This is a genomic window from Vibrio sp. dhg (assembly GCF_003443775.1).
GTDB lineage: Bacteria > Pseudomonadota > Gammaproteobacteria > Enterobacterales > Vibrionaceae > Vibrio > Vibrio natriegens.
The window spans coordinates 374,369-400,470 of sequence record NZ_CP028943.1; the positions used below are offsets into that span (position 1 = coordinate 374,369).

22 protein-coding genes and 1 tRNA gene are annotated in these 26,102 nt (G+C 42.4%); 11 read left to right on the plus strand and 12 right to left on the minus strand.

Translation table 11 applies throughout. The features are described from left to right. Window positions 1-69 precede the first annotated feature (69 nt). From DBX26_RS01790 to DBX26_RS01815, 4 genes are all read right to left on the minus strand, one after another. Complete coding sequence (locus DBX26_RS01790; protein WP_041157133.1) at window positions 70-1,395, minus strand: MATE family Na+-driven efflux transporter; 1,326 nt, start codon at window positions 1,393-1,395, stop codon at window positions 70-72. Window positions 1,396-1,398: 3 nt separating this feature from the next. Further along, entirely contained in the window at window positions 1,399-2,685 is a 1,287-nt protein-coding gene (locus DBX26_RS01795; RefSeq protein WP_041157134.1) for a nucleotidyltransferase domain-containing protein, read from the minus strand. Between the two features lie 56 nt (window positions 2,686-2,741). Next, complete coding sequence (hsdR, locus tag DBX26_RS01800; protein WP_041157139.1) at window positions 2,742-5,186, minus strand: EcoAI/FtnUII family type I restriction enzme subunit R; 2,445 nt, start codon at window positions 5,184-5,186, stop codon at window positions 2,742-2,744. 791 nt (window positions 5,187-5,977) lie between these two features. After that, on the minus strand, window positions 5,978-7,135 hold the full coding sequence (locus DBX26_RS01815) for a MarR family transcriptional regulator (RefSeq protein ID WP_025508609.1): 1,158 nt from the start codon (window positions 7,133-7,135) through the stop codon (window positions 5,978-5,980). A 100-nt stretch (window positions 7,136-7,235) separates the two neighbouring features. Between DBX26_RS01815 and DBX26_RS01820 the strand changes: the two genes are divergently transcribed. The 7 genes from DBX26_RS01820 (at window position 7,236) to DBX26_RS01855 (ending at window position 14,890) form a co-directional block, all read left to right on the plus strand. Then, a complete protein-coding gene (locus tag DBX26_RS01820; protein ID WP_025500610.1) occupies window positions 7,236-7,400 on the plus strand; it encodes an AlpA family transcriptional regulator in 165 nt (54 codons plus the stop codon). Between the two features lie 456 nt (window positions 7,401-7,856). Then, a complete protein-coding gene (locus DBX26_RS01825) occupies window positions 7,857-8,672 on the plus strand; it encodes a restriction endonuclease (RefSeq protein ID WP_041157135.1) in 816 nt (271 codons plus the stop codon). A gap of 511 nt (window positions 8,673-9,183) precedes the next feature. Then, the gene (locus DBX26_RS01830; protein ID WP_041157136.1) at window positions 9,184-9,792 is read left to right on the plus strand and encodes a hypothetical protein; all 609 of its coding nucleotides are present in this window, start codon (window positions 9,184-9,186) and stop codon (window positions 9,790-9,792) included. 158 nt (window positions 9,793-9,950) lie between these two features. Then, complete coding sequence (locus DBX26_RS01840; protein ID WP_041157137.1) at window positions 9,951-10,784, plus strand: abortive infection family protein; 834 nt, start codon at window positions 9,951-9,953, stop codon at window positions 10,782-10,784. A gap of 131 nt (window positions 10,785-10,915) precedes the next feature. Continuing rightward, window positions 10,916-11,560, plus strand: coding sequence for a hypothetical protein (locus DBX26_RS01845; protein ID WP_239354750.1), 645 nt, complete (start codon window positions 10,916-10,918; stop codon window positions 11,558-11,560). A gap of 261 nt (window positions 11,561-11,821) precedes the next feature. After that, window positions 11,822-13,063 (plus strand): SIR2 family anti-phage-associated protein, encoded by a 1,242-nt coding sequence (locus DBX26_RS01850; RefSeq protein WP_041157138.1) that lies wholly within the window; start codon window positions 11,822-11,824, stop codon window positions 13,061-13,063. A 3-nt stretch (window positions 13,064-13,066) separates the two neighbouring features. Then, window positions 13,067-14,890, plus strand: coding sequence for an ATP-binding protein (locus DBX26_RS01855; protein WP_152919206.1), 1,824 nt, complete (start codon window positions 13,067-13,069; stop codon window positions 14,888-14,890). A gap of 137 nt (window positions 14,891-15,027) precedes the next feature. On the opposite strand, the gene DBX26_RS01860 is transcribed toward DBX26_RS01855, so the two are convergent. The 7 genes from DBX26_RS01860 to rpsU form a co-directional block, all read right to left on the minus strand. Beyond that, window positions 15,028-16,434 (minus strand): HipA domain-containing protein, encoded by a 1,407-nt coding sequence (locus tag DBX26_RS01860; RefSeq protein ID WP_162889655.1) that lies wholly within the window; start codon window positions 16,432-16,434, stop codon window positions 15,028-15,030. Next, the gene (locus tag DBX26_RS01865; protein WP_118117681.1) at window positions 16,427-16,762 is read right to left on the minus strand and encodes a helix-turn-helix domain-containing protein; all 336 of its coding nucleotides are present in this window, start codon (window positions 16,760-16,762) and stop codon (window positions 16,427-16,429) included. Before DBX26_RS01865 ends, DBX26_RS01860 begins: the two co-directional genes overlap by 8 nt. Window positions 16,763-17,097: 335 nt before the next feature. Continuing rightward, a tRNA-Ile gene (locus DBX26_RS01870) sits at window positions 17,098-17,173 on the minus strand. A 152-nt stretch (window positions 17,174-17,325) separates the two neighbouring features. Then, a complete protein-coding gene (gene rpoD / locus DBX26_RS01875; RefSeq protein ID WP_014230751.1) occupies window positions 17,326-19,197 on the minus strand; it encodes an RNA polymerase sigma factor RpoD in 1,872 nt (623 codons plus the stop codon). Between the two features lie 99 nt (window positions 19,198-19,296). Continuing rightward, window positions 19,297-21,054, minus strand: a complete 1,758-nt coding sequence (dnaG, locus tag DBX26_RS01880; RefSeq protein WP_020335861.1) for a DNA primase — start codon at window positions 21,052-21,054, stop codon at window positions 19,297-19,299. A 143-nt stretch (window positions 21,055-21,197) separates the two neighbouring features. Next, window positions 21,198-21,641, minus strand: coding sequence for a GatB/YqeY domain-containing protein (locus DBX26_RS01885; protein ID WP_118117683.1), 444 nt, complete (start codon window positions 21,639-21,641; stop codon window positions 21,198-21,200). 28 nt (window positions 21,642-21,669) lie between these two features. Further along, on the minus strand, window positions 21,670-21,885 hold the full coding sequence (rpsU, locus tag DBX26_RS01890; protein ID WP_001145625.1) for a 30S ribosomal protein S21: 216 nt from the start codon (window positions 21,883-21,885) through the stop codon (window positions 21,670-21,672). Window positions 21,886-22,114: 229 nt separating this feature from the next. Between rpsU and tsaD the strand changes: the two genes are divergently transcribed. Both tsaD and DBX26_RS01900 read left to right on the plus strand, forming a co-directional pair. Next, complete coding sequence (gene tsaD, locus DBX26_RS01895; RefSeq protein WP_014230754.1) at window positions 22,115-23,131, plus strand: tRNA (adenosine(37)-N6)-threonylcarbamoyltransferase complex transferase subunit TsaD; 1,017 nt, start codon at window positions 22,115-22,117, stop codon at window positions 23,129-23,131. 415 nt (window positions 23,132-23,546) lie between these two features. Continuing rightward, window positions 23,547-24,362: an alpha/beta fold hydrolase gene (locus tag DBX26_RS01900; RefSeq protein ID WP_118117685.1), complete on the plus strand. Its 816-nt coding sequence runs from the start codon at window positions 23,547-23,549 to the stop codon at window positions 24,360-24,362. A gap of 25 nt (window positions 24,363-24,387) precedes the next feature. Here the strand turns inward: DBX26_RS01900 and plsY are convergent, their stop codons facing one another. Beyond that, the gene (plsY, locus tag DBX26_RS01905; protein WP_020335866.1) at window positions 24,388-24,999 is read right to left on the minus strand and encodes a glycerol-3-phosphate 1-O-acyltransferase PlsY; all 612 of its coding nucleotides are present in this window, start codon (window positions 24,997-24,999) and stop codon (window positions 24,388-24,390) included. Between the two features lie 251 nt (window positions 25,000-25,250). Here plsY and folB point away from each other — a divergent pair, with 251 nt between their 5' ends. Both folB and folK read left to right on the plus strand, forming a co-directional pair. After that, the gene (folB, locus tag DBX26_RS01910; RefSeq protein WP_014230757.1) at window positions 25,251-25,610 is read left to right on the plus strand and encodes a bifunctional dihydroneopterin aldolase/7,8-dihydroneopterin epimerase; all 360 of its coding nucleotides are present in this window, start codon (window positions 25,251-25,253) and stop codon (window positions 25,608-25,610) included. Further along, window positions 25,607-26,089 carry a 2-amino-4-hydroxy-6-hydroxymethyldihydropteridine diphosphokinase gene (folK, locus tag DBX26_RS01915; RefSeq protein WP_065301942.1) on the plus strand — a complete coding sequence of 161 codons (483 nt, stop codon included), beginning with the start codon at window positions 25,607-25,609 and terminating at the stop codon, window positions 26,087-26,089. The genes folB and folK overlap by 4 nt, the downstream gene beginning before the upstream one ends. Window positions 26,090-26,102: the final 13 nt, after the last annotated feature.

A 26,102-nucleotide genomic window follows, 5' to 3' on the forward strand; every position in this document is an offset into this window, starting at 1 on the left:
AAAGGGGAGAGGTGATGCCCAATAACGGTGGAGGTTAGTGGGCATTTATATCTATGAGAAATATATAAATTAATGGCTTACTGGTTGTTGATTCATGCTCATTTTGCTCCGTAAGGCAAGGTACAACACCCAAGTGATGAGTGCATCAGCAGTAATGCCCAAGCCGAACATTATGGCGATTCGTTCAAGCGTAGGTACAAAGATACCGATTTGATAAAGCACAAAAGCACAACCGTAAAACAAGGTGTTTACGATAAGTGATTGATATAGCATCAAATCCGTGCGTCCAATACCATAAAAGTAACTGTCTATGACATTGTTTAAACTGAAAATGACATAGAACCCAACCATTAGCCAAACTAGACTGGTGATTGATTCTGGGTTCTCTATCCCCATGACATTGGCTATAAAGCTGTTCCAAAGCGGTGCGGTGAGTATCCAAACTGCAATGATTCCTAACGTTATCCAAAGGTAGCTATTGACTCGCTCAGATGTTAACCCATTGTTTGTCGCAGCATCTTGCTTAACCAGTTGTCCTAATGTCAAAACGGGAAGTAGTAGCCAGCCCCAAATAAATTGATTAGCAACCCAGAACGTTCCCGCTTGTTGTACTTGGTTAATCAGCTGAAGAATCATGACAATAAAGGCAGTATTTCGCACGAGTGACTCAAGCCCTGACTTCCATCCAATCTTTGCCCATTCTTTGAGCCATTGCGATTGATCACTGTTAGAAAACTTGAAGCTCAGAGTGATCCCTGATTTCGATAAATAAATCAGGGCAAATAGTGCGAGAAGACTATTGACTACGATATTACTCAGAGCAATACCATTCACTCCTAACTGAAGGGAGTATGGTAGTTGACTGACGAAGACGCTGTCACAAAGGACAGTCATGAGCATTTGTACTATTAGGAGACCATACAGCGCCTTTCGTTCATTTCGTAGGACGAGAACCAAAGACAAAAAAGCATAGAAGCTAGAGAGCAAAATAGCGGCAGATTCCAATCGAATGTATTGGATCGTTTGGGCCAATAATTCAGCCTGTTGCTGCATAGCATCTACAAAGTTCGGGGCTAGCCACAATACCATTAAGGTCACCACAAAGTAGCAAATTAAGGTAACCAAAAGAGATAGACTGGCTCGTTCACGAAAAGCTTCATTACTATGAATAACTCTGCCTAGAATAAATGCTAGAGGGATAAGTAATGCTTCGCTGAGGACTTCATATCCTACATTTAGCCATGCAACTTGTGCTGCAATGCTAAAAGTCCATGGGCTAGGGATGCTGCCCAAGAAATGGATTCGTGTAGTTGAGTAGATTAATGGTATTAAGCTTGTCAGAATCAGCACTAGCCACAGTTGGTAGTTGATTGTTTTTATTTGATGATGTTTCAATTTTTAAGCCTTGTTATCTTCATTAGAGATCTCGTGGAGAAAGCGACTCTCCACAGAGAAATAGCCATTACTTTTAATCAGTTGTTTCTTTCTAAGCCGTTCGAACAGTGAGATTAGGTACTGATAAAGTTCAGTATATTGCACTGTATTGATATGAGTTGCTGAGCAGTTAAATACTTGCCATGGGAAATCAATCAATGTTGTAGCAGCATGTTTGGGAAGGTAGTTGTGTTTAAACTCACTTAGCAATAAATGTTCTAGCTGAACACAATAGTGCTGGATGATAGAGCAGTGAAAGTGGTACTTGTAACTGTCGTTGTTAGCGATAAGGTTCGGTAAGGAGCAAAATAAAAAGTAAACCTGAGCAGCCAACTCTTTGGCTTGCTTTCGCTCGCTTGTATGTGTTTTGGTAACGGCGTCTAATTGTTCTGCAAGGCCAAGTTCACCCTTTAAAATAGTGAAGTGAACGTTGTAGATTTGTGACTCACGATAATAAAGAGAAATGTCAGACAGCGATTGGCCTACAACGATTTCTATAAGCAAACGGTCTTGTGTTCTAAGAGTGATTTTCGACCCCAAAATATCGGTATGAGCCAATTGTTCGCCGAACAATCTGAGGAGCCTTTCATACCAACCCTGAACCGAAATCGATGACTGAATAAATAAATCGATATCAGAGCGCTTTGTTAACTGATTAGCGCCCAAACTTCCGTAAAGTAGAGCTGTAGATACGCTTGTATCTGTGCTCAATACTTTATTAAGTTTACTGACCCAAGTGTGTTGAGATAATGGGAAGTCCGCCCAGAAGGCATCAAAGTTCTCAGAGAAGTCAAAGCAGTAAGACTGCCAAATTTGTCTTTGCCAGTGAGTTTCTAGTTCCGTCGGTATGATTTTATCTTTCAAAAATCTAATAGTTTCATCAACAGCTTGCAGTTTTTTGTAGGCCGATGGGTAAGGGATTTCTGAGTATTTCTCGTCATCAATTGCATTGATGCTCTGCTCAATATCTCTAGTGCAACAGATTAATATGCCTGTTTTCCTATCTAATTGATTGGTAAGAAGGCTAGCTGTTTGACCGTATCCTGTAAATTCAACAATCGCATTTTCCTGTTGTTTAACCGCAGCAAGGAAATGCTCACAAGCAAGTTGCTCACCTTGCTCGGTTCCATCGCCCAAGCGAATTCGATACTCATCTAATGACAAATAAGTGAACTCAGGCAAACGTCCTTGTATTTGTTCGCTTAACGTTGTTTTGCCTGAATTTAGGTTACCAAAAATATAGATATGCATTGTGACTTGAGGTCGTTAACCAAGCTAAAGAAACTCTAGCTTGGTTTAAATGGTGATTAGGCTGATTGATAAATCTCAGCTTCCAACTCAGAAATTGCTTCTAAATACTGCTCTTTACCACCAAAGCACTTTTTGACGATCTCAGCAGGGCGTCCCATCTCGTCAAAAGGCTTAACTTTGAGTACATGAATATTCTCAATCTCTTGAACGCCTTCGTCTGCGTACTTGTCTAGTAAGTTGTTCAACACCTGCTGAGCCGTTTCACCGTACTTAGTGAAGTAGTTGCGCTTTTTGACGTTGTCAGCGCGTTCTTTTCTAGTGAGTGCTGGTTGGTCATACACGACATGACAAATCATGTCGAATGGGTCGAGATCTTTGCCGACTTCCAACTCTAATGCTTCCCAGATGATACCTTCCTCTGCCAGTTCATCAATGATTGCTTGCTTTTTATCGGCATCTTGCCAGCGCTTAACAAAGTCATCCATTGAGGTGAACTGTTTTGCCATCGTCTTGCGGGTATAGTCTTTGAACGATTCGGTTACGAGTTTACCGTCGGAATCGTAGTATTGAACACGTTCGGCAATGGCTTTCACCGTTACACCGTTGACATGGAACTTTCTAACTCGGTTTTCATCCTGCCAATCATCATCGGAATTGCTACGGTCAGAAGGAGATAAACCTGAGTCGTATGGAGCTTCAGGTTCTTGGATACTTTCAGGGTCGATATCTTCCCCTTCAAATGGATCATCTTGTTCAAGTTCATCCTCACCATCGATGATCTCATCGAGTCCTTCATCGGTATCAAAGTCTTCTGGTTTTGTCTCTTTAACTCGCTCAGGTACTCCATCAAAGCGCTCATCAGCGAACAGTTCAGTCGCCTTTTTGAAGTCGAGAATGGTAAACCATAGCTTTCCGTAACGATCATCAATACGAGTACCACGACCGATGATCTGCTTAAACTTGGTCATCGACTGAATGCCCTGGTCAAGAACAACCAGTTTGCAAGTTTTTGCATCGACACCTGTTGTCATGAGTTCTGAGGTGGTCGCGATAACAGGGTAAGCCTTTTTGGGGTTGATGAAGTTATCAAGCTGAGCTTTGCCGATTTCATCATCACCAGTAATTTTCATTACGTATTTTTCATTCTTAGCAACTTGCTCAGGGTTGCAGTTGATCAGCGCTCGACGCATACGCTCTGCGTGGTCAATGTCATTACAGAACACAATGGTCTTCGCCATGGGGTCGGTGCGCTTGAGATAGCTGGTGATGGTCTGTGCAACCAGTTCTGTTCGCTCATCAATGACCATAGTTCTGTCGAAGTCTTTCTGGTTATAGATCCTGTCTTCGATGACTTCACCATGTTTATCGACTTGTCCTTTGGTTGGTCGCCAACCTTGTAAATCTACATCGATATCTACACGCACAACTTTGTAAGGGGCTAAGAAACCGTCTTCAATACCTTGCTTTAGAGAGTAGGTATATATGGCATCGTGAAAGTACTCGGTGTTAGACACGATATCGGTTTCTTTCGGTGTCGCGGTTAGCCCTATTTGAGTCGCTGAACCGAAATACTCAAGAATCTCGCGCCATGCGCTGTCCTCGGCGGCACTGCCACGGTGACACTCGTCAACGACAATAAGGTCAAAGAAATCAGGATCGACCTGTTTGTATGCTTTTTGGTGCTCTTCTGGGCCAGTCAGAGCTTGATATAGAGCTAGGTGGATTTCGTAAGCGGGATCGACTGTTCGACCAGTGACTTTGGTCATAGCGGGGCCAAACGGCTGGAAGTCGTTGGTCTTAGTTTGATCTATCAGAATGTTTCTGTCCGCCAAAAACAGGATGCGTTTTTTGGCTCGGGACTTCCATAGCCGCCAAATAATCTGGAATGCAGTGTAAGTTTTGCCCGTCCCCGTTGCCATAACCAGTAGCACACGGTTTTGTCCTGCGGCTACCGCTTCTACGGTTTTGTTTATCGCTTGTAGCTGATAGTAGCGCGGGGACTTGCCGCTACCATCATCATGGTAGTCTTGAGTAATGACTGGAAGGTGCTCGGTTTTGTAGCCTTTCCAAACGCAGTATTTGTCCCATAGTTGCTGAGGTGTTGGGAAGTCTTCAAGTCGAATTTCAGTTTCGAGTTGAGCTGGGTTGGTTTTGTCGTGGAAGATAAAACCGTCGCCATTTGAGGCAAAGACAAAAGGGACTTCAAGTAAGTTGGCGTAGTCTAGTCCTTGTTGCATACCTTTGCCGACTTCATGCTTATTCGCTTTAGCTTCGACAACGGCTAGAGGCATGCTCGGTTTATGGTAAAGAACGATATCCGCAGACTTAACCTTTTTCCTCGCCGCTGCTTGACCACGAACAATGACCTTACCGTCACGCAGTTTAACCTCTTGACGGATTTGAGACATATCATCCCATCCTGCATCTTTGATAGCAGGAAGAATGAATTTCGTGATGATGTCGGTTTCGGATAGCTTTGATTTATTGATTGTCGATTCCATGCGATTAGCCAGCTCAGTACAAATGCATTTCATGACTATACCAAAGGATGCATAAAAGCAGAAAAGATACTGACTTATCAGTGAAGTGGGTAACGGTATGGGTGAGCCTCTAAGGCTAAGACTCTGAACATGCTGCCATCAATAGGCTTATGTGTGCAGTGAGAGTTTTGTGATGAGGCTAATCAGTAGAAGTTGTTGTCGAAAAGTGACAGCCTTTGTTCGATTAGAATAAAGAACTTTCTGAAAGTTTTCCCCAATACCACTGAGATATTATCAAAAATATACTCTTGATCTGGGATGTGGTTTAAATTAAATATTTTCTTTACCTTGAATGTAATCTATAGGAAATAAAAAACAAAAAAGGTTATTTTTATTTATTAAAATAATGCACTGTATGTTTGCCTAAGTTTTTTTAGCCAAAATTGCTTGGCACATTGTTTTGCCAAGATTGGCAGCGAAACTGTCAAGGATGGCAGAGGAAATGCCACAGCGGGCAGCGAATCTGCCAATGGTGGCACTAAAATTTAGACCTAAAAATTAGAATATTCCGTTTAAGAGTCCAAAATTTAATAGATGAACGTTATATTAGAATTATAAATTTATAATAATTATAACAGTTATAATAGTTATAACATGAAAAAGTCAATAAGTAAAAACTATTTTATTGCCATAATTACCTTGGCTCAATTTAATAATTAAATTATTCGTAATTATATTTATGATTTTTATTTGATTTAATAATTAAAAATGCAAAATAAATTCGATTGTTTTTTGCACAGTTACTTTGCTGTTTAGGGGAGCAATTGATGTTTTTTAATGATCTGGTGTATGCGTTGTCTGCTAAGCCCAAGCGTTCTGGCGATATCACTTAAGTTAATTTTGCTATTCGTGGCTAGTTGTTGTTTTAACAGCTCTTTGATCAACTGGTGTTGTTCTAGATTAGCCCCATATCCAACGTCTGGGCCCCGCTTAGTTTCAATGCTATTGATTCGTTCTACACATTCGAAGCGATGCAAGATCCCAATCAGTGTGGTCCAAGTATTCAACTCATTGAAAAGCGTTAGGCACTCTTTATCACTCCACGCGTTTGGTTCTTTAAGATCTAAACATCTCACTATCGCGATACACCATGATGACCATTGACCAAAATCATCTGACTTGATCTGATTTATTTTTTTATAGCTCGCTGGGTAGTTTACTTTACATGTCTGAACAATGTTCTTTGATAGCGAGAGCCAGTCTCCTGCCTTCGCGCTATCTTTACAGTGGCGTAGAAATACTCGTGGATGCGGCGCATAGCCGCCGACCAGATCATACAGTTGTCGTCCCAGATTTTTCTGTTTGTTAGGTTGTGCTAGATACTTTTCGTAAGCTGCACTGTTCTGGTTGGGCAGATATTTCAATGCAGTGATAGCTGCGTATTTTTGCTGTTTATAAAGTTTAGTGGACTTGATGGGATGGTGTTTTTCGCAGTAGTAGTGAGATCGGCTGCGTAGACGCCAGCATAGTGCGCAGTAAGGTAGAACACTGTTCCAACGAACCTCTTCCTCTTGATGTTGTGGCGTAAGTGAACGCAGATCCTTTAAGCCCAACAGTACTTGATCGGCATAATTGACGCGTCGTTGAGTATGAAGACCGAATCCACGTAAAGCTAGCACCGTTTCAATAAGTTTAATTGTTTTATTTAATCCACCGTAACTTTCGATGATCTCGGCAAGATGGATAGCATTAGAACTGCTGTACTTTTTGAGTATGGTTCCATGTTGTCTGAGTAACTTGGTAAACCACGTTTCCAGAACAATGTTCCGAGCGGCATCAACAGCGTATAAATAGCCAGAACGACGTCGCTGAGCAATTTTACAACCTTGAGATTCTGACTGGCTTTTTAAGTCATTAATTGCTGTTTCTAGCTGTACTCTCAATGCATTGCGCTTTTGATCTAAGTCCATTCGTTATCATGTCAATATGGTTTGTTGCTTATTCTATATTATGATTTGGGCGATGAGAACCTAAGATGCAACTAAATAATAGAGAAATAAAGGTAATAAAATGTTTGTAAGACAAGAGCAGTTAGCGAAAGAGATCGGGGTAAGCGTAAGTACTTTGTGGCGTTGGCGTCGGGACGGAAAAATGCCACCTGTTGTTACGCTTAGTTCTAGAGTTGTTGGGTGGCAGAGAAAGGACATTGAGGAATGGCTAGAAGAACAAAAATAGATGCGACTTGTTACTGCGAGAACAGTGTTCTCGCTTAATCTTCGTAAATATAAAGTAAGTCATTGTTTACATGATTAATAACACGAATAAAAAATGCTCTTGCAGGAACCTTGTTCCTGCTTTTGTCTATCTCAGGGATCCAATTTCTTCTTAAATCTTCATTAGTTGAACGGAGAACGATGTTCTCCGAAATGACGAAAGGCAGAGTCAGGCATTATCCGATTCGTGTCTGAGTATTTCAGGCAAAGGCTGATAGCTTTCAAACGCTACTGCGAGAACACTGTTCTCGCTCACATCATCAAAAACTAAAGTTTGGTCATTTAATTAATAAATAAAAATGCTCTTGCTAGAACAATGTTCTAGCTGTTTGTTCTCCCACTAAATACATGATTTAACTCTATGTATTAGGTCTGGCAATTGTGCTTTAATGCATTTTGATGCTTATTGGGAGGAGTTATGGCTCGGAAAAATGATGGAATTATTTGGCATTTGATGGATGCGCCGTGGTGGGTGAGTATCTTGTTCTCAGCAGGAATTTATGTTGGTTTATCTTTCCTATTGCCAGGCTTAGCGGCTCGCAGTGATAACTTCATCTTCAATGCCATTGGGCCGAATCTTCCGCGAATGGCACCGTATTTTGCTTTTTTGTTTTTAATTCCTGCTCCAATTGCGTTCTTTAAGCAGTATCAGCGAAAGCATAATTATCTTGCGACGACGTCTCAAATCAGAGCACACAAAAACACGACTCCGCTTAATTCCCTCAATTGGGTTGAATTTGAAAGCTACATTGGCGAGTACTTTAAGCAGCAAGGCTACGACGTTAAACAATCTTTCTCAAAGCAGGCAGATGGTGGGGTTGATATTTGGTTAACTAAAGACGGTGAGTTGAGTCTTGTACAATGTAAGCACTGGAAAGCTAGAAAAGTCGGAGTTCAAGTCTTAAGAGAAATGTATGGTGTGATGATCGACAATCGTGCTAGCAAAATGATCATCGTAACATCGGGAGATTTTACTTCTGAAGCTATCGCCTTTGCTCAAGAGAAGCGCCTGTGGTTGGTTAATGGTAGCGAGCTAGTCTACATGATTGAAGATGGTCGTAGCTTTATGAATAAGCCAGTCATTGATGAGCCTACACCCGATCCTCATTCCAAGGTTTGCCCAAACTGCCAGTCTAGCCTTGTGATTCGTGTTGCTAAAAAAGGTCGTAATGCGGGTAAAAGTTTCTATGGTTGCTCTGCTTATCCTAAGTGTCGCTACACTTGCGACTGTTGAATATGAGTGAGGGTTCAAGCAGTCTAACCTTATAGAAGGGTGTTCTCAGAACATAAAAGTTAACCTTTTGAGTCTAGCTGCCTGAGAAGAATACTACTGCGAGAACACTGTTCTCGCTCAAATCATCAAAAACTAAAGTTTGCTCATTTAATTGATAGATAAAAAAGATCTCTCAGCGCAGAACTCTGTGGTGGAAAATGTGTTACCCATTATCTTTCATAAGTGGGTTTGTCAGAACCAATGGGGTAATGAACGCAAGCTCTGAAACACTTTTGCCCCAAAACTGCTTAGCTCAAGATTCCTGACCACGTTCTTAAGTCAGTTATTGACCTATTTATCCTAATGGCAGATTATGAGTCTAGTTGAGCACTTATAATTATACAGACATGTTCAGCAATTTTTGAGTGGAAGGAAGAATAAGACCTATAGAACAGCATGTTGCTGCTATGACGTCTGTATTTTATGAAGACAATGTCTGTTAAAAAGACACTGTTAAAGGTCAGGAGAATAAATGAAACATCTTAGAACGTTGATAGTCATTTTACTGATAACGGTGATTCTTACTATTGCTCCGTACTTTTTCAAATTTCATGATTTATATCAATATGCAACAACACAAGACTTTGCGAATTTTGGTACGTATATCAGTGGGATTCTAACTCCTATATTTACTCTTGTTTCAATACTGTTTCTAGGTTTGCAGGTGATTGAGTCAAGCAAGCAGTCAAAGCTGGATAGAGTAATATCCGAGCATAAAATATCGTTAGATAATTTAATTAGCTCCCTCGCAAATGAAAAGCATCTCACGGAAGTAGAAGATCAAGCATATCAATCCTATTTGAGAGGTGAAAATGTGTACTTATCATGTTCGGAGTTTTACAGAAACAACTCTCGGATGATTGAGTCATTTGGCGTAGTTTCACAAACGCTATCTCATGTTAAGAAGTTAGATGAAAAACAGTACAATATCTCAAGAGGTTTAGTTATTTCAGCCATTGACAGGGATAAGTTAGGTAAAGTTGAAAGGTTAAAGTTTTATCTCGATAACTACCGCTATAGTAGTAATCCAGAACACTATAGCTGGATTTGTGAAGAGTCTAAGCAATACGTGGAAAAGTGACCTTTAACCAACTGTTCGAAAGGGATTCGCAACGCGTGGCATTTTTACTATGCGTTGGTTTAAGTGATTAAGGTGGTGTGCGGCGGCTTTAGCATTGCGTTGCTCACCCCTTAACAGAGAGTTAGCTCACAATCATCAATTTTTAATTAAGAGGCAATATGAGAAAAGACATTCCCGCGCCCGTAATAGCGGTTTTATCAGACAATTTATCTGCACTCGAAACTCATGCAAGTCTCGATAACCTTTTCTTATATGCTGATGCTCCAGGTGAACCGCCTGAAGGTTCTAAACCCGTTAAAGTTCAAGCGTGGCTAAGACGAATTAACAAAGAATCAGGCGAACCACTAAAAGTCCTTGGTAAGTTGATTGAAACGTATATGGAGTTACCAAAGCAAGAAGAGGAAGAGGTCTTCCTGTGGGGAACTAACGTTACAAATCATAAAAAGGAATTCAAAGAAAAGCTTGAGTCAATTCTTGCGCAGTGCAATCTAACTTACATTAATGGCGGTATTGTATCTGATGGTAGTTCAGCTCCAAGTCGCTCCTTGTCTGACTTAATTAAAGGTAGAGACATTCCCTCAATTGAAGCTGAATTTACAAGAGCGCTAGCAAATGTAAACTCTGAGCCTAGAGAATCCGTGTCAGCAGCTTGCAACATTTTGGAATCCATATTTAAGGTCTATATTGCTGATGAGCAATTAGCACAACCTCAAAAGCAAGATCTACAAAACGTTTGGAAAGTTGTGCGTGGTGATTTAGGTTTCGATCCTAAATTACTTCAAGATGATGACTTAAAAAGAGTGTTATCAGGCATTCTGTCAATTGTTGACGGTATTGGAGCATTTCGCACACATGCCAGTTCAGCGCACGGTGAGGGTCGAATTATGTATAAATTAAAACCTCGTCATGCTCGTTTGGCAATTAACTCTGCGCATACAATAGCGATGTTTGTGCTTGAAACTTGGGACGAAAAACGTAAGTCAGCGAGCTAACAAACTGTTTAAGAGTGATTCGCAACGCGTGGCATTTTGGGTTTGATTCAGCTTATGTGTTTAAGGTGCAATGGTTTAGGTTTGGCGGTAGCGTTGCTCACCTTAATGCGGCTAGGTTTTTGGGGAATAATTTGAATAATCTAATTCGAGATAATATAGCAACTATTGTTGCTGTTTTTATTACAGGTATAAGTCTAGGTGCTTTTTTTATAAAGTTTCACTCAGGTCTCTCAAATGAGCAGAGTGACTGGGGAAGCTTTGGTAGTTATATTGGCGGCGTTCTTGGTCCTTTGTTTGCGTTTTTGGCGTTTCGTGCAGGTCTAGAGAATTTAAAATTTGTTAAAAATCAACAAATTAGCTCTGAGACGCTAATCGCTATTCGAGCTTATGAGAAAGATCTTAAAGGTTTGTATGAGATGGTTGTAACTTGTGATGAGCCATGGCATTGGACGTACGATATGGGAGGAGAGTATGCAGGGTTGAAAGAACTTCCATTAAGCACTCTTTTAAAAAGTGATTCACTAGACTGGGAATATCACTTGTCAGTACTTAAAGAGAGTCCCAAGTTACGACGCCAACCCGATGGTTCTTTGTTTCAAGATAATGAAATATGGTTACAAGCTCTAAATGCGTCCAACGGGCTGTTTCGGTATATCGACTTATATCAGAAACAAGGCGGCGATCAGTCAATAATTGATTATTATACTAGTGCTTATGAGGTTACTTACAATCGGCTTATACATAGTGAGATAGTACAAACCCATACAAACGTTTAAGGTTTCAAGATACTTTTTCTAATCCAAATTTCGCACGTTAAAACCCATACTCTAAATTGCTTCTGTCCAAAAGAGAGTTTAAGATCTTTAATAGATCCCTTCCTCAGTTCGTCTTTCAATTTTGTGCTTAATAATTCTAAAAAATACTATATCTACGTATATCAAATTGATGTCTTTGTAATCTCTGCATCTTCCCCACAATTTAGCGCACAGGTAATATGATACAATCAGCGTATTGTGCGACTCTTCGGATACATAAAAATGGCAGAGTTATTTTATCAAGGTAGCAGTGAAATTGATCGAAAAGACTTAGAGAGTCATTTGTCCTCTTTGTGTCAACTAGAAAACGTAGGGGTATTACTTGGAGCAGGCGCTTCGAAGAGTGCAGGTGGTATGGTCATGAAAGAGATTTGGTTAGACTTTAAATCTCGAAATGAACCAATGCTTCCGATATTGAGAGATCAGTACAAACTGATTAGCCAAGAGGAGATTGATGCTGGTTCTGTCAATATTGAACTTTTGATTGATGAAGTGCTTAAAAACAAGAGCGTGGTGGATACTTGGCAGCAAGACTCAACTGCTTTGTTTAATGTCTTGGTTGAACTATATCGCTCAGTAACCAAAGCTGCCTTATTGGTAAATTCAGACTTTCCTGAACTTCATGTAGGGAAAAATGAGAAGTTTGATAAACACAGAAATTTACTAGAAAAGCTGCTGTCAAATCGCCAACCAGGTCAAGCTGCACCATCCATTTTCACTACAAATTATGATTTAGCCATAGAGTGGTCAGCGGAAGAGTCAGGGATCAACCTCATAAATGGCTTTTCGGGCATTCATTCAAGAACCTTTCAACCTCACTCCTTCGATTTAGGGTTTCGTAATATAAACGCAGTAGGAGAAGCTCGTTTCGGACATTACAACATGTACCTATACAAGCTTCACGGTTCATTGACTTGGTATCAAGATCAAAGCGGGGAAGTCATCGAATGCACTAGTTCAAAAGCTTACCAAGATTTCATTAACCCTCTCATAAAGAATAGTAATTTCACTGAGAATCAACGTCTAATTTATCCTGGCGCCAACAAGTACCACCATACAATTGGTTTTGTATATGGTGAAATGTTTCGCCGATTTAGTGAGTTTTTGACTAAACCACAGACCACTCTATTCGTTAATGGTTACGGTTTTGGAGATTACCACATCAATAGAATTATTCTTGGCGCTTTACTTAATCCATCTCTTCATATCGTTATCTGCTATCCAGAATTGGCAGAGCTTTGTGCAAACAGTCAGCTTCAAAATGGATTGAGTCAAGCCCAACGATGCATTGATAAAATAAGAAAAATGAAACTAAATCAAGTCACAATCATAGGTGGCACTGAAGCTTACTTTGATAACTTCGTGGATTTGATTCCAAAACCTGTTTTGTTCCCTAAAAATAATGCAGCCAAAGTGATAGCTGAAGCTATTCAAGACCTTGGTTCAAGTAACAATGGGGAATAGGCAATGAGCTACAACGATATGTCCCAAATAGGATACGTAGTATCTCTAGAAGGCACTAAAATTCGGGTAAATCTGTTAGATAGCCATAAAGGGCAACTAGCTTCACATAGAGGTGGGGTGAACTCTGTGTCTCAACCTGGAGATTTAATAGCTTTTGAAGCAGGTAGGCATCTGATAGTAGCACGTGTGACCGATATGTCCTTTGTTGAACCAGAAAAAGCACACGCTACTAAGTTTGGTACGATGAATGTATCAGACATACCGTTAAGACAATTAGTTTGCCATGCTATTGGACACATAAAATCAACCGAAGACAGACTCCACTTTATTTCTGAAAACTGGATGCTACCTCCTTTAGGAGCTAAAGCTCTTCCACTAGATAAAGATCTCTTAAATATTGTGTTTGGCATATCAGAGGAAGAACTAAAATTTTCCTTAAGGCTTGGCAGCGACGCCAGAACCCGTACAGTAGAAATTCGAGCGGGTGTAAATAAGTTGCTAAGTAGGCATTTAGCGGTACTAGGAAGTACTGGGTATGGCAAATCTAACTTCAATGCTTTGATCACAAGACAGATAGCAGAAAATTTTCCGAGTTCAAGAATTGTAATCTTCGATATTAATGGAGAGTACGCTCAAGCGTTTGAAGGCTTGAAAAATGTGCGGCAAACCGTATTAGGGATAGGCACAAATATTGAGTCTGATGATATGTTTTCAAAGGAGCACGTTAACTACCATCGGATACCTTATCAGTCTCTTGGCTGGGCTGGTTTAATCAAGCTACTTAGACCGAGTGACAAAACACAATTACCAGCACTGCGAAACGCACTGCGTTCTTTACCTTTTGTGAAGACAAATCCAGCAAATCCGAATGAAATGTTGGTAGAGCAATATGATTCAAGCTCTGGTATTACAAATAGTTTCGCCCTAGTAGATGATTGTAGTCCAAACAATCAAGCTAATTTAAGCTCCTGGTTAAATGTTCTTCAACAACAGTATGTAAAGAGGCAAGTTCAATGGCCTCCGTTCAAGGCAATAGCCAACTTAGTAGCAGAATTTGGCTGTGTGGCTGCGAGTCGAAACGCTGGTTCAAGTGAAAGGAATGCTTTCAATTATGGAAATGTACTACCTCTGATTAAAATTATCCATCAGCTTTCCGAAGACTCTCGTTTTACAGAAGTATTAGACACATCTGGTGGACAAATCATAAATGCAGCAAAGACTTGGGACGCTCCTCTACAAGATGAAGTTGACTATATTTTTGGTAAACCAAAAGGAACTCCTCAAGATTGGAATGTTCACATAATCAACTTGAAAGGACTAGCAGATGATTTATCCCCGTTAGTTCTAGGCGCTCTTCTCGAAATGTACGCAGAAGTACTCTTTAAGCGTGGGCAAAATAATAGCTACCCAACGTTACTCTTATTGGAAGAAGCTCATCAATATCTGCGTGACCCTTATGCTGAAGATGCAAATCAATTAAAAGCTTATGAGCGATTGGCTAAAGAAGGTCGCAAGTTCGGTTGCTCATTACTAGTTAGTACACAGAGACCATCAGAACTTTCTTCTACTGTTTTGGCCATGTGTTCCAATTGGTTATCATTGAGATTAACTAATGAACGAGATCTCAATGCATTACGACATGCTATGGAAAACGGAAATGAAACTGTATTAAGCGAGATATCTGGTTTACCTAGAGGAGATGCTGTGGGATTTGGCTCCGCATTCAATATTCCAGTGAGAATGACAATTGATGAGGCAGTACCTGGACCAGCCTCAACAGATGCCAATTTTGCTGAGGTTTGGAGTGATGGGGAATCATCAAATTGATTGAATACTAGAACTAAGCTTTTTACTAATTGCCCAAATCCAGCTTATCCGAACCAGATGGTGTAGAGCAGTAATTCTAAGTAATTTCTGTCCAAAAATAATTTATAAATTGCTTACTATAGCCCATGCATTAGCCATTAAAGAAGCTCACTCATTTCTGGCACACTGTTGGCTTGCTCTAGCAAGTATTCACACTCTGTTTGGATGAGTGAGACGCATAGTTCTATGTGTTCACGTTCTCGATCCTCGATTCCTTGAGCTTCGGTAAGTTCAATCGCTTCCTTCAGGGTGTTTTTTATAGCACCAACGGTTTCTACCATTATGGAAGCCATTTTGGTGCCTGAATAACCCAGCAGAGCGCCGAATTCAGCTAAATCATAGCTGGTGATAGGGCGTTTGAAGTTACCTTTTGGCGGATTTTGAAAGTCTTCACTTTCCCAATCTCCAATCGACATTGCAAAATATTGAGGGATACTGGCGGCACGCCCCTCATCAGCAGACAACTTACCGCTTCGTGAGTTGCGTTTTGTTCCCTCTTGAGCGATTGCTTCTATGTTTACTAAATCATAAAAAGGGGTCAGTTCCAGGCCTTTAGGGGTGACGAAGAAGCTAATATTTTTACCATGGGCATCGTAGTTTAGCGTTACTAGATTAAAGAGCATCCATTGGGTGAGCTTTAGGTTAGTGATGACCGTGTCTATGGTTTTGACGCACAGTAGGCGTGGGAAAGAAACGCCATCACGCATATATACGCCATCGCCTTCATCCCCATTCTGACGCTCGTATTTGTAACCTGGTGGTAAGTCAGTTGCCTGACAGCCATCAATCACATGTTTTCGTTGAACGACATCACGAGTCGCGATATAGGCACGATCGAACCGCTCAATTATCAGTGTCCTAGTCTTCCCAATGCGAGTTAACTCAACATTAGCGACGTCCAAACCTGCTAGCTTGGCTAATGTCATGCAAAAGAACTCATTAACAGCAATACACGGTGCTTTACCGCTTTCAAATTTCAGAATGTAGTTCGAACTTAATTTGCCTTCACCAAACCCCCACTCATCACCGCGCTTAAGTAAGTTTAACTTGTTTTGAACACCAGCAACCGAAAGGCGAACCTTACCGTCCCAATACACTAATGGCGCTAGATTTCGCTCTAGTCGTTCTATTAGTTCATCATCAGGTACAGATCTAAAGCTGGTTTCCCCAGGTTCTGAGCCTGGAACTCGAAAAGATAGTGCGCCAGATGTTTCCGCACCAAGCTTACGAATCAGCCCGAATGTATTGCTTTTGGAGATAGTGGTGTTTTGTATCATCTCCTCAAAGGCTTCTCCTTCAGGAAGGAGATTTCTGAGGTAGTTCTCAATACTACGTGGCGAAGCCCGATCATCGAAAGGGATGTGTGGCGAAATCGGGAAACCAGTGTGTTTCCATTCATCTTCATAGATGAATGAGAACTCTGTTTCTGTTCCGACAGGAAGAATCAAACGACCAATTTTGGTATTCGTACCGATAAACATGTCTAACTGTTGTAACTTACTCATACCAACCGTCCTCATTGCTTCTCACGCTGTTTTCAGTTTGGGAGGTTATTTGGCTATGTGGACGAACAAATAGGTTTAAATCGATAAGGCGTAAAGATAGCCCTAAGATGTCCATGAGGACGAGTACATTGGCAAAGGTGACACTGCTATCGCCTTTTTCTACTTTCATGACTGTTCTACGAGATAAGTTGGCTTTTGAAGCGAGATCATCAATACGCCAGCCTCTATCGGTGCGCTTTGAGCGAATGGCGCTCCCCAGCGTTTCCATACTGAACTCGGTATTCAAATCAGGCATAGGTTGTGCCTTTACCATCTTACCTTTTTTCATAAGTGCCTTTTAATGTACTTTTGTCACTATTAGGTTCGTCTTAATATATAAGTTCACTATAACTCACTTTTGTTGTGACTGTATAAGAAATTATCTATAAGTGCAATTTAAGTTACTTATGGTTGGTTTGCGAGTTCAATCCCTCTCTTTGTTCTCTATGAGAGAGTTTTATCAGCCAGAACGACATATTTGGCAACAGCGTAGTATTCGGATTAGTATTGGAAGAAGGCAGAGAAGAGTGCGTGATCGGGGCTTACCTGACCCATTACCTGACCCAAAATCGTCAGGTACAAAAAAAGGTTAGTAAACACTACGCTTACTAACCTTCTTGAATTTGGTGGCCCCTCCCAGACTTGAACTGGGGACCAATCGATTATGAGTCGACTGCTCTAACCACTGAGCTAAGGGGCCTGATAGGTCAACGATTATAGGGGAAGCGCTGCGAGGTGTCTAGATACCAACATGGCTAATTGCGCTTAGTTTTTATCCACTTAGCACAGTGGATAATAAAAAAGGTGACCTAGAGTCACCTTTTTCGATTTTTAAAGCGTATTAGCGCCTGATTACTCGTCCAGGAAGCTGCGCAGTGTTTCTGAGCGGCTTGGGTGACGAAGTTTACGTAGTGCTTTTGCTTCGATCTGACGAATACGTTCACGAGTAACGTCGAACTGTTTACCAACCTCTTCTAGAGTGTGGTCGGTGTTCATGTCGATACCAAAACGCATACGAAGTACTTTTGCTTCACGTGGCGTTAGACCTGCAAGCACGTCTTTTGTCGCGCCTTTCAAGCTTGTCGCTGTTGCAGAATCCAATGGTAGTTCAAGCGTCGTATCTTCGATGAAATCACCTAGATGCGAATCTTCGTCGTCACCGATTGGTGTCTCCATTGAGATTGGCTCTTTAGCGATTTTCAGAACTTTACGAATCTTGTCTTCCGGCATCTGCATGCGTTCAGCAAGTTCTTCCGGTAGCGGCTCACGACCCATCTCTTGTAGCATTTGACGAGAGATACGGTTTAGTTTGTTGATCGTTTCGATCATGTGTACCGGAATACGAATCGTACGAGCTTGGTCTGCGATTGAACGAGTGATAGCCTGACGGATCCACCACGTTGCGTATGTCGAGAACTTGTAACCACGACGATATTCAAACTTGTCTACCGCTTTCATCAAGCCGATGTTACCTTCCTGGATTAGATCCAAGAATTGTAGACCACGGTTGGTGTATTTCTTCGCGATAGAAATTACCAGACGTAAGTTCGCTTCAACCATCTCTTTCTTCGCACGGCGAGCTTTTGCTTCACCGATAGACATACGACGGCTGATGTCTTTAACGTTTTGTACGCTCAGAGACGTCTCTTCTTCAATCATTTTTAGTTTAGTGATTGAACGACGGATCTCTTCTTCGTTACGTTTGATTTTCTCTGCGTATGGTTTGTCAGACGCTAGAATCTCATCTAACCAAGCATCACTTGATTCGTTACCAGTGAACAGAGCGATGAATGATTTCTTCGGCATTTTGCCGTATTCAACGACTGACTTCATGATCAAGCGTTCTTGAGTACGAACGCGATCCATAGACGTACGCAGCTCATTCACCAAGTGATCGAACTGTTTTGGTGTTAGACGGAATTCTTTGAACACGTCTAGCATCATTTCATTAGCAACGGTTGCTTTCGGGCTTTCGTAGCCGTATTCGTTGATCGCTAACTGCAGATTTTGGTATGTACTACGTAGCTGATTAAACTTCTCCAGAGCAAGTTCTGGATCGATACCAACATCTTCTTCAGTGTCTTCTGAATCGTCGTCGCCATCTTCGTCTTCGTCGTCATCATCAACGTCTGTGTCATCTTCATCTTCTAATTGAGATTCAGATAGCTCAGAACCGATGTGTGTTGCTGTAGGTGCAGCAGTATCTTCTGCATCTGGGTCAACAAATCCAGAAATTAGATCCGTAAGGCGAAGCTCTTCTGCTTGAACTTTATCAAACTGTTCAAGAATGTACGGGATCGTTCCGGGGTATTCAGCAACAGATGATTGAACTTGGTTAATACCTTCTTCAATACGTTTTGCGATGTCGATTTCGCCTTCGCGAGTCAGTAGTTCTACTGTACCCATTTCACGCATGTACATACGCACTGGGTCTGTAGTACGACCAATTTCACTTTCTACGCTAGAAAGTGCAGCGGCTGCAGCTTCGGCTGCATCTTCATCGGTAATATTTGTGTCATCATTTAGTGCTAAATCATCAGCATCAGGAGCAGTTTCTACTACCTTAATGCCCATATCATTGATCATCTGAATGATGTCTTCTACCTGTTCTGAATCTACGATTTCAGCAGGTAGGTGGTCATTTACTTCGGCGTAGGTCAGATAGCCTTGTTCCTTGCCTTTAATAACAAGTGACTTTAGCTGTGACTGCGGATTTTGATCCATAGACGGTATCCAACTTCGTAATCTGGTGAAGGAATCAGTATGCGAAATGCAAACCACTAACTATAACAAATTAAATTGATGCTGACTAATTAAACAGGGTTACGCTTTTAAATCTAGCATAAGTGCTAGCAGCTCCCTTTTCTCTTCGGCTGATAAACCGACACTTCTTGCTTTGGCCTGCAGGTTTTCAATTTGCTTTTCTACGCACTGGGCGATAATTTTGTCCAGTGAGTCTAAAAATATTTCTTCTTGATTGTCTTCATCGAGTGGAATGTCCCAGCTCGCAAGACGAGACAGAAGTGCCTCATTCTGGCTATTTCGCCAGTGCTCTAATAATTGGCCTGTGTTTATATGGGGATGCGCCTGGCATTTATCAAGTACATCTACAAATAAACTGAGGCCTGGTATGGATAAATCTCTCACTGTGGAAAGGTCCGGTACCATTTGAGCATAGCTCGGATTTTGAATAAGTAGAGCAATAACCTCACGCATTGGAGTTCGTTTGATCTCTTTGTGCGGTTGAGGTCGAGTTTCGTTTACTTTTTTACGTGATTGACGCAGGCGGTTATCAAAGCCTGTACGTTCATCAAGTAGCTTTTCGAGTAGCTCCTGAAAGTATGGATCAGGAATCCTGTCTATCAAGGCACTAGCATAAGCTCTGAGTGCCGATTTACCTTCATTATTGCCCAGGTTTATTTGGTGCAATTCGATCAGGTTATCAAATAGATAGCTCGATAGTGGTGTCGCTTGTTCAATTTGCTGTTCGAAGGCCGCTTTGCCGTATTTTCGAACAAAGCTATCTGGGTCTTCTCCATCTGGTAAGAACAAGAATTTCAATGTGTTACCAGTTTTTAAGTATTGAAGCGCGTTTTCTAGAGCTCGCCATGCGGCTTCTTTACCAGCTCGGTCACCATCGTAGCAACACACCACCGTGTTTGTTTGGCGAAACAGCATTTGAATGTGATCGCCTGTGGTCGAGGTGCCTAGTGAAGCGACAGAGTAATCGACGCCATATTGCGCTAAAGCGACAACGTCCATATAACCTTCAACCACTAAAACTTGTGGTGGCTCTCGGTATGCCTGCAGTACTTCGTAAAGGCCATAAAGCTCTTTACCCTTGTGGAAGATAGGCGTTTCCGGAGAGTTAAGGTATTTAGGTGTGCCGTCGCCCAGCACTCGGCCACCAAAACCAATCACTCGGCCGCGGCGGTCGCGAATCGGGAACATCACACGGCCACGGAATCGGTCGTAGCGGTTGCCTTTGTCGTTTTCAATCAACATGCCGCCAGACACGAGCATGTCTTGAGCGTCTTTCTGCTGGCCGAAGTTTTTACGGACTAAATCCCACTCGTCAGCCACGTAACCGATGCCAAATTTCTGCACGATTTCGCCAGATAAGCCACGGTCTTTAAGGTACTCAATAGCCACTTTATTTGCTGGCTGCTTAAGTTGATTACGATAAAACTGAGCGATGCTGCCCATTAAATCGTAAAGATTTCGTTTCTCGCTACTGCTGGCTTGTGGGCCCGATTTAAACTGGCCACCGCCACTGCGCTGCTCACGTGGAACGTCCAGACCTAGATACGAGGCAAGCTCTTCAATGGCTTCCACAAAGTCCAGGCGTTCGAACTCCATGATGAAGTCGATGGCGTTGCCATGCGCACCACAACCAAAACAGTGATAAAACTGTTTCTCTTGGCTAACGCTGAAAGAGGGCGTTTTCTCATTGTGGAATGGGCAACAAGCGCCGTAGTTTTTACCTTTTTTCTTAAGTTTCACGCGTGCGTCGACGATATCGACAATATCAAGCCGAGCTAGAAGGTCATCGATAAAACTGCGAGGGATGTGTCCAGCCATAAAACCTAACAAAAAAGAAAAATCATGATTGGTGTGAATGAGTTACTGAGAAAGTTTGCGTGCGACTTTGAGTTGCTTCATTCAGATACAAACAAGCCGTGCGTTCCAAAGGATAGCACGGCTTGCTGCAATTGGGTGGGGTATTAAGCCAATTTAGCGCGAACTAAATCGCTTACTTTACCCATATCTGCACGCCCTTGAATTTGCGGTTTCAAAACGCCCATTACTTTACCCATGTCTTGCATGCCAGCTGCACCAGATTCTGCAATTGCATTCTCGATAAGAGTAGCAACTTCATCGTCTGTCAGTGGTTGAGGCATAAAGTCCTCAAGAACCGTAATTTCTGCTTTCTCCGCATCAGCAAGATCTTGACGACCCGCTGCTTCATACTGCGTTACAGAGTCGCGACGTTGTTTAACCATCTTAGTCAATATCGCAATAATGTCGTCGTCGTTCAGAGTAATCTGTTCGTCAACTTCACGTTGCTTAATTGCTGCTAAGGCTAAACGAATAGTACCAAGGCGCAATTTGTCCTTGGCTTTCATCGCTAATTTTTGCTCTTCTTTGAGTTGTTCAATCAGAGCCATAACTAAATTCCTCTACGGAGCTCAGTTATTAGTACAGGCGAACGCGACGAGCGTTTTCGCGAGCTAGCTTCTTAGCGTGACGCTTTTGAGCTGCTGCTTTAGCGCGTTTGCGAACTGTAGTTGGTTTTTCGTAGTGCTCACGACGACGCACTTCAGAAAGGATACCTGCTTTTTCGCAAGAGCGCTTAAAACGACGTAGAGCAACGTCGAACGGTTCGTTTTCACGTACTTTAACTACTGGCATATGCCTTTCACCTCAGGGGTTATTCGTTAATGCTGGCATTCAACAGACCAAATCACAATTATTTGGTCACTTACCAGCTGATCAAAAATGGTGCGGAATTTTAATCCGATCACAACTGCTTTGTAAAGCCTTTTATCGATTATTGTCTGTACAAAATTTGTTTGCAGCACCAAGGCAAGGTAATATGACGCCCAAATTTCCTCTATATAGAAAGCATACTGAGATAACCATGCGTATTATTGGTATTGAAACCTCTTGTGACGAGACTGGCATCGCGATTTATGACGATGAAAAGGGTCTGTTGTCACACAAGCTTTACAGCCAAGTAAAACTTCACGCGGATTATGGTGGTGTGGTGCCTGAGTTGGCTTCACGTGACCATGTGAAGAAAACCATTCCTCTTATTAAAGAGGCGTTAAAAGAAGCGAACCTCACTTCAAAAGACATTGATGGTGTGGCGTACACCGCTGGCCCAGGTTTGGTTGGGGCGTTATTGGTTGGCGCAACCATTGGTCGCAGTATTGCTTACGCTTGGGGTGTGCCTGCGGTACCTGTTCATCATATGGAAGGCCACTTACTGGCGCCAATGCTGGAAGACAACCCACCACCGTTCCCGTTTGTAGCGGTATTGGTATCTGGTGGTCACTCTATGATGGTTGAAGTAAAAGGCATTGGTGAATACCAAATCCTGGGTGAGTCGATTGATGATGCGGCTGGTGAAGCTTTTGATAAGACAGCGAAGTTAATGGGTCTGGATTACCCTGGTGGTCCGCTGCTTTCAAAGCTGGCTGAAAAAGGCACGCCGGGGCGCTTTAAATTCCCACGCCCAATGACAGATCGTCCGGGTCTGGATATGAGCTTCTCTGGTCTGAAGACATTCACGGCGAATACTATTGCGGCGAACGGCGATGACGAACAGACTCGCGCAGATATCGCGCTGGCATTTGAAGAAGCGGTTTGTGCAACGTTGGCGATCAAGTGTAGGCGAGCACTGGATCAGACTGGTATGAAGCGTATTGTTATCGCAGGTGGTGTGAGTGCGAACCGTCGTCTACGTGCAGAACTGGAAAAACTGGCGAAGAAAGTCGGTGGTGAAGTTTATTACCCACGTACAGAGTTTTGTACCGACAATGGCGCAATGATCGCTTATGCGGGCATGCAGCGTCTGAAAAACGGTGAAGTATCGGATATGGCAGTCGAAGCCCGTCCTCGCTGGCCAATCGATCAACTAACGCCGATTGCGTAAGCGTATTTATCTTATACCCAAATAACCTCGAGATGCTTGGTTCAGCGAGAATGACTTGGCTCTCAGACGCGGCAACGATTTGAAGATCTAGTGGTACTAAATCAAAAATCGTTAACAAAGGCTGTGAGTCAAGACAACTCGCCCTTCGGGAGCGTGTCACTGACACAATTTCTGCGTCAAATAACTTGGAAAGAGCTTGCTATTCCGCTGCATTATTTTCCTTGAACTAGTATCAGTGACAACGCTCTGAATCCTGCATCTTGAAGTCATTTGGGTATATACAGGCCTCTATTCATAGAGGCCTTTGTTTTTGATAACAGAGCACATCAATAACAGGTGATTGTATTTTGCAATAACCTCGGGCTGCTTAGTTCATTGACAACATCGGATAGAAAAATAAGTAATGGATATAGCAATGAATAAATTTGAAATTGAAGGTCAGCAACTTGCGTACCTGGATAAAGGTGAAGGGCCAGTTTTGCTATTTGGTCACAGCTATTTGTGGGATAACCAAATGTGGGCTCCACAGGTTGAAGTTCTCAGTCAGTTTTATCGCTGTATCGTGCCGGATTTATGGGCACATGGTGAGTCTGAGGCGGCACCTGCATCAACTCGCTCTTTAGTGGACTATGCCCAGCATATGTTAGCGTTGATGGATCACCTTGAAGTGGAAGAGTTTTCTATTGTTGGTTTGTCTGTTGGTGGCATGTGGGGCGCGGAGTTAACTGCTCAAGCACCACAGCGCGTGAAGTCGCTGGTATTGATGGATACTTTTATTGGCTGGGAGCCAGAAGTCACACACAAAAAGTACTTCGCAATGCTCGATACCATCACTCAAGTTCAATCGGTACCTGAGCCGATTGTTGAAGCGGTTGCGCCGCTGTTCTTTGCCAACAATGTTGAGCAAGCAAACCCAGAGCTCATCACATCATTTAAGCAAAGCTTGCAAGCACTGCAGGGTGAGCGTGCGGTTGAAGTAGCGCGAATTGGTCGAATGGTCTTCGGTCGACGTGATGTGATTGAAGATTCGGAGAAGTTTGCTTTGCCTACGTTAATTGCCGTAGGACGTGAAGATAAGCCTCGTCCTGTGTTCGAATCTTATTTGATGAATGATTGCATTACAGGCAGTCAGCTGGTTGAGATCCCAGAAGCGGGTCACATCAGTTCTCTTGAGCAGCCTGAGTTCGTCAATCAGATGTTGTTGAACTTTTTAAACAAAGTTCACTCTTAAAGTTGCATTCAACAAAAACTCGGCACTATGCCGAGTTTTTTTCTGTCAGATTCTTTTGGCCAATTTTAGGCTCTTCGCCGGATAATAAACGCCGGATGTTCTGGTGATGTTTGAATACGATCAAGCAACACAACATCGCTACAGGTAAAGTGTACTGTGGCTTGAACATCCAGGTATAAAATGGCGTGAGCAATACAGTGACCAGTGCTGCAAGGGACGAATAGCGGAATATAACCGCAACGCAGAGCCAGGTCAGCATCACTAAAACTGTAAGGTCGAGCCCGATTGGTGCAATTGCCCCGAACGCAGTGGCAACGCCTTTTCCGCCTTTGAAATGGAAGAAAATAGGGTACATATGGCCAAGGCAGGCGGCGATCGCTATGACACCAAGGATGATCGGGTTAATCCCAAGGAAGTAGCCTCCCCAAACAGGAATGGTGCCTTTGAGCATGTCACACAGCAAGACAGAGAGGGCAGCACCTTTACCACCAATGCGTAATACATTGGTCGCGCCTGGGTTATTAGAGCCAACTTTGCGCGGATCTGGCAATTTTAAGAGACGACAAATCAACACCGCACTGGAAATAGAACCCAGTAAATAGGCGGCCATCGTCATTATCAGTGCCAGTGCGTCCATAGAAGTCCTTGATGGATTGGAATTTAATGCTCAGTTCCAGCGTAATTGCTATCATAGCGTGAATCTGCTGCTAGCAGAAACACTCTCTACGAAGGAGCTTGCATTATGTGAGTTCCTGTATATAAAGGTGTTTTGCAGTTTTTATACCTAAGCAACTTTATGCTGACCTGATCATAAGTTGCTTAGGTATAGAATATTACGATCAAATTACCCTCAATGGGTATCCGACCTCTGAAATAGAAGGACATAAGATGGCTCTGGATAAAGTGTTTATTGAACAATTAGAAGTGATCACCACAATTGGCGTGTACGATTGGGAACAGCAAATTAAACAAAAGCTGGTACTTGATATCGAAATGGCACATGACAATAAGCCAGCTGGCAAAAGTGATGATGTTCAAGATGCATTAGATTACTCACAAGTGAGTGAAGCGGTATTAAATCACATAGAGAACGGCCGTTTCTTGCTGGTAGAACGTGTGGCGGAAGAAATTGCAGAGTTGATCATGCAACGTTTCTCAGTGCCTTGGATTAAAATTCGCTTGGCAAAACCAGGCGCGGTTCCACAAGCTCGCGCTGTTGGCGTCGTTATTGAGCGAGGTCAGGCATGATCACCGCTTATATCGGTGTTGGTACGAACATAGACAGAGAGCAACACGCAAAGGTTGCTTACAACGAGCTGCAACAGCTTGGAGAAGATCTTCTTGTATCCCCGATATATGAATGTGAGCCAATTGGTTTCAGCAGCCAGAATTTCTACAACTTTGTGATTACTCTTCGCACTGCATTGTCATTAGAAGAGTTTAGTCATCGCCTTCGTGAGATTGAATTTAAGTGGGGGCGAGAAGAAAATGCGCAAAAGTATCAGGATCGAACACTCGATCTCGATATAGTGTTGTTCGGTGAGCTCATCTCTACACAAAAGCCCGAACTGCCTCGCAGTGATATCTACAAATATCCTTTTGTCACAAAGCCTTTGTATGATCTCAACCCACATTTGGTTATTCCTGGTGATGGACGCACGGTCGCGGATATATGGTACGCGATGCAACCAGTTGATTCTCTCAAACCAGTTTCTTTTTCACTTTAAATTTGAGTTGTTT

Excerpts from the sequence above, each read along its gene's own strand:
- DBX26_RS01850 (WP_041157138.1), top strand. The coding sequence starts at position 11,822 with ATGGCAGAGTTATTTTATCAAGGTAGCAGTGAAATTGATCGAAAAGAC.
- folB (WP_014230757.1), top strand. The coding sequence starts at position 25,251 with ATGGCTCTGGATAAAGTGTTTATTGAACAATTAGAAGTGATCACCACA.
- DBX26_RS01900 (WP_118117685.1), top strand. The coding sequence starts at position 23,547 with ATGAATAAATTTGAAATTGAAGGTCAGCAACTTGCGTACCTGGATAAA.
- plsY (WP_020335866.1), bottom strand. The coding sequence starts at position 24,999 with ATGGACGCACTGGCACTGATAATGACGATGGCCGCCTATTTACTGGGT.
- rpoD (WP_014230751.1), bottom strand. The coding sequence starts at position 19,197 with ATGGATCAAAATCCGCAGTCACAGCTAAAGTCACTTGTTATTAAAGGC.
- DBX26_RS01865 (WP_118117681.1), bottom strand. The coding sequence starts at position 16,762 with ATGAAAAAAGGTAAGATGGTAAAGGCACAACCTATGCCTGATTTGAAT.
- DBX26_RS01820 (WP_025500610.1), top strand. The coding sequence starts at position 7,236 with ATGTTTGTAAGACAAGAGCAGTTAGCGAAAGAGATCGGGGTAAGCGTA.
- DBX26_RS01815 (WP_025508609.1), bottom strand. The coding sequence starts at position 7,135 with ATGGACTTAGATCAAAAGCGCAATGCATTGAGAGTACAGCTAGAAACA.
- dnaG (WP_020335861.1), bottom strand. The coding sequence starts at position 21,054 with ATGGCTGGACACATCCCTCGCAGTTTTATCGATGACCTTCTAGCTCGG.
- DBX26_RS01830 (WP_041157136.1), top strand. The coding sequence starts at position 9,184 with ATGAAACATCTTAGAACGTTGATAGTCATTTTACTGATAACGGTGATT.
- folK (WP_065301942.1), top strand. The coding sequence starts at position 25,607 with ATGATCACCGCTTATATCGGTGTTGGTACGAACATAGACAGAGAGCAA.
- DBX26_RS01840 (WP_041157137.1), top strand. The coding sequence starts at position 9,951 with ATGAGAAAAGACATTCCCGCGCCCGTAATAGCGGTTTTATCAGACAAT.
- DBX26_RS01855 (WP_152919206.1), top strand. The coding sequence starts at position 13,067 with ATGAGCTACAACGATATGTCCCAAATAGGATACGTAGTATCTCTAGAA.
- DBX26_RS01885 (WP_118117683.1), bottom strand. The coding sequence starts at position 21,641 with ATGGCTCTGATTGAACAACTCAAAGAAGAGCAAAAATTAGCGATGAAA.
- tsaD (WP_014230754.1), top strand. The coding sequence starts at position 22,115 with ATGCGTATTATTGGTATTGAAACCTCTTGTGACGAGACTGGCATCGCG.
- rpsU (WP_001145625.1), bottom strand. The coding sequence starts at position 21,885 with ATGCCAGTAGTTAAAGTACGTGAAAACGAACCGTTCGACGTTGCTCTA.
- DBX26_RS01825 (WP_041157135.1), top strand. The coding sequence starts at position 7,857 with ATGGCTCGGAAAAATGATGGAATTATTTGGCATTTGATGGATGCGCCG.
- DBX26_RS01795 (WP_041157134.1), bottom strand. The coding sequence starts at position 2,685 with ATGCATATCTATATTTTTGGTAACCTAAATTCAGGCAAAACAACGTTA.
- hsdR (WP_041157139.1), bottom strand. The coding sequence starts at position 5,186 with ATGGAATCGACAATCAATAAATCAAAGCTATCCGAAACCGACATCATC.
- DBX26_RS01860 (WP_162889655.1), bottom strand. The coding sequence starts at position 16,434 with ATGAGTAAGTTACAACAGTTAGACATGTTTATCGGTACGAATACCAAA.